Consider the following 6000-nt stretch of genomic DNA (forward strand, 5'->3'; position numbering starts at 1 on the left):
TTAAGGAAATGAAAACTGCTGTAAATGTGCTTACGTCTTAAAATACGAGGTTTTAAAACCTTTATTCTTCCATAATTCATAACTCATAATTCATAATTCATAATTATTTAGTTTGCCAAGCAAGGGCGTAAGGTTGTTGATTTTCATTAACTTGATCAGCAAATTCTACCCTAATTTTATACTTACCTGTATTGACAATGGGGCAAAAAATGTGTTCCACACTATCTACTTTACTAATGGAACTACAAACAACTTCTTCTGAGTTAGCATCAATTAGGTATAGATTGAGATTATTTAAACCTTGATCAGCAAAACTCTCGCCGATGTCATAAACTTGGTTATTATTGAGGTCATTTAATGTAACTAAACGATGCCAAGCAAGGGTAATGGCAACATAACTGCCCATGGTAAGAGGTGATTGTAAATCATATTCATGATTATTTTTAGCCTGAATTTGATCATAATTCCAACCTTGAGAGGGAATAGGTTGCTGATGATGCCATTGCCCACTTTCTAACTGTTGGTAAGCTCGAAAGGTGTTGAGATGCCCAGCGCCCATGGCCCGATGCAAAGGAATTTGAGGGGATAAATAGGCATCACTGGTTAACCAAGTGTCATTGTGTTGAGTTAAAACTGTTCTTGTCATGCCCAATAAATCACCATTACCAGAATCTTGAATTTTATCGGCACTATTGAGCAAAATTGCTTTCATTACCTCACTGCGACGATGATCCAAATTTGACCACTGTTTACCTCGAAAAAATCGATCTCCGGCTTCCTGTAATAATGCCACCGAAGCAGTGACATGGGGCGCTGCAAAACTTGTCCCCCTCACTTTTTTTAATTTCCCATCAATGTCGTATATTTGGATATTGTTGCCGGGCGCGAGTAAACCCACTCCAATACGCTCATCGCTGTTAATTTCTCCAGCAATTAACTCATTATCAGCGCCCTTCGGCGGCGCACTCAAATTGGCAAAATCTACTTTTCTAAATACCCCATCTACCTGCATACTATAAGCAGTTGTAATACCATTGTAATTATCCGTAGGGATAGGAATACCTCCACGCCCTTGATTACCAGCAACCACATAGACTACATTATGAACCCGTGCAGACCAATCGAGACATTGAGTAAATAAACCGTTACCATCTAAACGGGGTGAAGGGCGCTCATCCCGTGCCAAAGATTCCCCAAAACTCAGATTAACAGCACGAATATCTTGGTTATTTTGTTGGGCGATATGTTGTAAAGTTTGGCATTCTTCCGGTTGTGAGGCATCGCGCAAAGAACCAATAGCGCCCGAATAAAGATTAGCACGGGGGGCAACCCCTATAAATTTTTTTTCTTGACTCACCATCACCCTAGCCACCATTAAAGCATGACCGTCAAGATGTTGATTAGGTAACGCCACATCATGACGATGAAAAGCTCGAATCAAAGCTAAAGGGCGCATGAAAGGGGATAATTTATCCCATCCAAATTGGGGAGGGCGCCCGATTTCCACTTGCCCAATAGCGATTTTTTGTCCTGACAGGTTGAAGGGCGCTTGATGTAAACGAAGTACATCAATACCTTGAGATGATAAAGAAAGGGGGAGGGCGCTAACCTTCAACCCCAGAAGAAAAAGAGGAGTTAACCCTCCTAAACAAATCAATGGCAATTTCATGTTAAGTGGGTAAGCAAAATTAATTGTGATTTTTATTTTTCTCAAAGCTATGATAACAGAGGAAGGCAAAGGGCTTAAGCCCCTTGTTAGCCCCTTGTCTATATACAATCAATTTTGCAGGATAACTTAAGACTTGGGAACTTTTTCCACCACTTGATCGATTAAACCATAAGCAACGGCTTCGGGCGCTGACATAAAGAAATCTCTTTCGGTATCTTCTGCCATTTTATCTAGCGGTTGCCCAGTATGATCTGACATATATTGGTTAAGTTGTTTTTTCAGATAAAGAATTTCTCTAGCTTGAATTTCAATATCCGTAGCTTGTCCTTGCGCCCCTCCCAACGGTTGATGAATCATAATGCGAGAGTTAGGCAAACTCATGCGTTTACCTTTCGCGCCCGCACTAAGCAAAAAAGCACCCATACTGGCAGCTAAACCGACACAGATAGTACAAACATCAGGTTTAATTAAATTCATGGTATCAAAAATACCCAAACCAGCCGATACAGAACCGCCGGGGGAATTGATATACATATAAATATCTTTTTCTGGGTCTTCTGCTTCTAATAGTAACAGTTGAGCCACCAAAGAATTAGCTAATTCATCGGTTACTTGTTGACCTAAAAAAACGATTCTTTCTCGTAATAAACGAGAGTAAATATCAAAAGCGCGCTCACCTCTACCAGAGGTTTCCACAACGGTGGGTACTATTGCCATATTTTTCTATCCTTATTATGCTCTTATTGTAAGATTGTGACACATCCGAAAGGCAATGGACAATGGACAATTGATAATGGACAATTGACAGTAGAAGGAATGAAGAATGAAGAATGTAGAATGCTAAACAATTCACTATAAATAAAATATTACTAAAAAATATTGAACTAACTTTACTTTCTAAATTCTAAATTCTAAATTCTAACTTTTCGTCCCCTTCCCTTTCCAAAACAAAGACGTATCGAAGTGGGTGGATTTTGATAAACTAAAATGGTTAACTCCTACACATTGGCACCATGAGTTACTGGAAAGCAGGTACAATTATCCAGAAAGGAAAATATGTCATCGAAAAAGTATTAGGGGCGGGGGGCGCTGGTATTACTTATCGGGCTAAAAATACTAAAAATAATGGTACTGTTGCCATTAAAACCCTTAACGCTACCATTCAAGCTCAACCTAATTTTAAAAAACATCAAGAAAGATTTATCCAAGAGGCTTTCCGTTTAGCTAAATGTTCTCATCCTCACGTCATTAGAGTGGATGATGTGTGTCAAGAAGGAGAATTATGGTGCATGATGATGGAATATATCGATGGTGGTAATTTAGAGACGGTAGCCAAAAAACAGGGTAAATTAGCGGAAAAAGAAGCGATTAAATATATTAGTGATATTGCCAGCGCCCTCAACTATATTCATGAGCGTGGGATTTTACATCGAGACGTGAAACCAGCTAATATCATGATTAGAAAAGAAACCAATGAAGCGGTATTGATTGATTTCGGTTTAGCGAGAGAATTTGTCACAGATCAAACTCAAATCCATACTAACTCAAGAACAGAAGGATTTGCTCCCCTTGAACAGTATCTCAGGAGTGCGCGGAGGGGCGCTTATACGGATGTTTACGCCCTTTCCGCCACCCTTTACTATGTTTTAACCCTACAAATTCCCTTCCCTGCACAATTTCGGAATCAAGGTATGGCTCTGATTTCCCCACAACAACATAACCCAGACATTAGTTATCGCACCTGTGAAGCAATTATCAAGGGCATGGAATTGGAAGCGGAAGCGCGCCCTCAATCCGTAGGGGAATGGTTAACGTTATTATCTGATGAAATTACTCTCAATGCCATCGAGTTTGAAAGTGAAACGGAAACCGAACCAGATTTACCACTGTTACCCCTTCCTCCCCTGCCCAAGAAACGTAGTAAAACTAAGGAAAAACCATCTCAAACCGCCACTATAGCCCCCCCTACTGCAAGTAGTAATTATGATCCTTTTGCCCCGGAAAGATTTATCGGTAATTCTTTACCGCCACAACAACAGAAAGTAGTGGCGACTTTTTTTGCGGAAATATCTCAAAATAATCTCAAAAATATTGAAGAAGTAAAAACGGTAATTTCTTCCCCTAATACGGTAATTGAACCTGATCATATTTCCTTACCTTCTGCCGTAGGTATGGATTATCGGGCGCTGGAGGAGTTACTCAAAGCTGAAAAATGGGCAGAGGCGGACCATAAAACTAATGAATTGATGTTAAAAGTAGTCAAAAAAGGTAGTAGTGGTTGGATTGATCGTAATACCATGGCACAATTTCCCTGTGAAGACTTTAGCACCATAGATCAACTATGGGTAAAATATAGTCAAGGAAAATTTGGTTTTTCCGTACAAAAAAGAATATATCAAAGTTTAGGGGGAAAAAGAAACTATGATAAAAAAATCTGGGATAACATTGGGGATAAATTGGGGTGGCGCTCGCAAGGCATCTGGTTATTTAAAGATAGCTTAATTTATGATCTCAGCGCCCCCCTCGGTCATCTTCCTAGTCTAGCAAATTCAGGCATCCTCGAACGGGGTATTTATACTTTGATGGCGCGCGCTATGGATTGTAATATTTAGGAGAAGCAGAGGGAGAAGGGGAAGAAAGGGAAGCAGAGGAAGCAGAGGAGATTAGGAGAAAGGGGGATGAGGGGTAGAGGTGATGAGGAGATGAGAAAATAAAATTTAGAAAACAATTAATTTCACATTCTAAATTCTGCATTCATTATCAATAGTCCATTATCAATTGTCAATTATCAATTATTCATTGTCCATTATCAATTGCCCATTGTTTTTATGACAGCAGAAATTATTTGTATTGGTACTGAAATTCTTTTAGGTGATATTCTCAACAGCAATAGTCAGTTTTTAGCTCAAGAATTAGCTAGTTTAGGTATCCCTCACTATTATCAAACGGTAGTCGGTGATAATATACAGCGCATTCACCAAGTTATTAATACTGCCATTAGTAGATCATCTATACTGATTTTTACGGGCGGATTAGGTCCTACTCCTGATGATTTAAGCACCGAAGCCATCGCCAGTTATTTTAATACTCCTTTAATAGAAAAAGAGGAGATTTTAAAGGAAATTGAAGTAAAGTTTGCCCAAAGAGGGCGCGAAATGACGGCAAATAATCGCAAACAAGCATTAGTGGCGGAGGGCGCTGAAATTCTGCCCAATGCCACAGGTACAGCGCCCGGCATGATATGGGAAAAGGATAATTTGATTATTTTGACCTTTCCGGGAGTGCCTTCGGAAATGAAGCAAATGTGGCGAGATACAGCGATTCCTTTTTTGAAAAGTAAGGGTTGGGGAAAATCGGTCATTTACAGTGAAATGATGCGGTTTCGAGGTATTGGTGAGTCAGCATTGGCGGAAAAAGTAACTCATTTATTTGATTTAACTAACCCCACGGTAGCGCCCTACGCCTCCCATGGAGAGGTAAAGCTAAGAGTCAGCGCCCTTGCGCCTAGCCAAGAAGAAGCAGAAAATTTAATTAAACCAGTGGCAGAAGAAATTAAAACTATCGCTGGACATGACTATTTTGGCAGTAATGAGGATACCATCGCTTCGGTGGTGGGCGATTTATTACGGCAACGGGGGGAAACGGTGGCAGTGGCAGAGTCTTGTACAGGAGGCGGATTAGGCGCACTCCTCACTGATCAGAGCGGTAGTTCTGCTTATTTTGTGGGGGGAGTCATTGCCTACAGTAATGAGGTTAAAATGAGCCTTCTAGGGGTTACTGAGGACATTTTGCAAGGGCATGGAGCAGTATCAGCGCCCGTCGCCGAACAAATGGCGGTGGGGGTAATGCAAAAATTAGGTAGTAGTTGGGGTATTGCTATTACGGGTATTGCTGGACCTGATGGCGGTAGTGAGGATAAACCTGTGGGTTTAGTTTACATGGGTATTGCCTCGGCGGAGGGCGCTGTTTATAGCTATCGTCATACTTTCGGTGTCAATCGTGATCGTAATTTGATTCGTTATTTGGCGGCGCGAGGGGCATTAGATCAATTACGGCGCTTATTATCAAAAGAAAAAAATGATAAAACCTAATTTATTTGATGTTGTTGAATTATTAACTGATATACCAGAAAGAAATCTCAAAAAAGGTGAGCAAGGCGCAATCATTGAAGATTATCAAGACGGATTTTTTGAAATCGAATTTTGCAATAACTACGGTGAAACCATCGCCTTATGTCCTATCTTAAAAATGTCAAAAGAGGACTCCCGTTGAATTTGACAACAAAAAAAAGACACTTCAAATCAACGGGAGACGGGGCTTATAAAGGGGCG

General features: G+C 40.4%; 5 protein-coding genes. 3 read left to right on the forward strand and 2 right to left on the reverse strand.

Going from position 1 to position 6000, the window contains the following annotated elements; translation table 11 throughout:
- Positions 1–103 precede the first annotated feature (103 nt).
- Positions 104–1669: a S8 family serine peptidase gene (locus tag IGQ45_05355; protein MBF2056649.1), complete on the reverse strand. Its 1566-nt coding sequence runs from the start codon at positions 1667–1669 to the stop codon at positions 104–106.
- Between the two features lie 126 nt (positions 1670–1795).
- Complete coding sequence (gene clpP / locus IGQ45_05360) at positions 1796–2380, reverse strand: ATP-dependent Clp endopeptidase proteolytic subunit ClpP (GenBank protein ID MBF2056650.1); 585 nt, start codon at positions 2378–2380, stop codon at positions 1796–1798.
- 302 nt (positions 2381–2682) lie between these two features.
- On the opposite strand from clpP, the gene IGQ45_05365 reads away from it, so the two are divergent.
- From IGQ45_05365 to IGQ45_05375, 3 genes are all read left to right on the forward strand, one after another.
- Complete coding sequence (locus tag IGQ45_05365) at positions 2683–4281, forward strand: GUN4 domain-containing protein (protein MBF2056651.1); 1599 nt, start codon at positions 2683–2685, stop codon at positions 4279–4281.
- Between the two features lie 216 nt (positions 4282–4497).
- Positions 4498–5760, forward strand: a complete 1263-nt coding sequence (locus IGQ45_05370; protein MBF2056652.1) for a competence/damage-inducible protein A — start codon at positions 4498–4500, stop codon at positions 5758–5760.
- The gene (locus IGQ45_05375; protein MBF2056653.1) at positions 5747–5941 is read left to right on the forward strand and encodes a DUF4926 domain-containing protein; all 195 of its coding nucleotides are present in this window, start codon (positions 5747–5749) and stop codon (positions 5939–5941) included. The genes IGQ45_05370 and IGQ45_05375 overlap by 14 nt, the downstream gene beginning before the upstream one ends.
- The last annotated feature ends 59 nt before the right edge of the window (positions 5942–6000 follow it).

Source organism: Cyanobacterium sp. T60_A2020_053, from assembly GCA_015272165.1.
GTDB lineage: Bacteria > Cyanobacteriota > Cyanobacteriia > Cyanobacteriales > Cyanobacteriaceae > Cyanobacterium.

Excerpts from the sequence above, each read along its gene's own strand:
- IGQ45_05355 (MBF2056649.1), bottom strand. The coding sequence starts at position 1,669 with ATGAAATTGCCATTGATTTGTTTAGGAGGGTTAACTCCTCTTTTTCTT.
- IGQ45_05365 (MBF2056651.1), top strand. The coding sequence starts at position 2,683 with ATGAGTTACTGGAAAGCAGGTACAATTATCCAGAAAGGAAAATATGTC.
- IGQ45_05370 (MBF2056652.1), top strand. The coding sequence starts at position 4,498 with ATGACAGCAGAAATTATTTGTATTGGTACTGAAATTCTTTTAGGTGAT.
- IGQ45_05375 (MBF2056653.1), top strand. The coding sequence starts at position 5,747 with ATGATAAAACCTAATTTATTTGATGTTGTTGAATTATTAACTGATATA.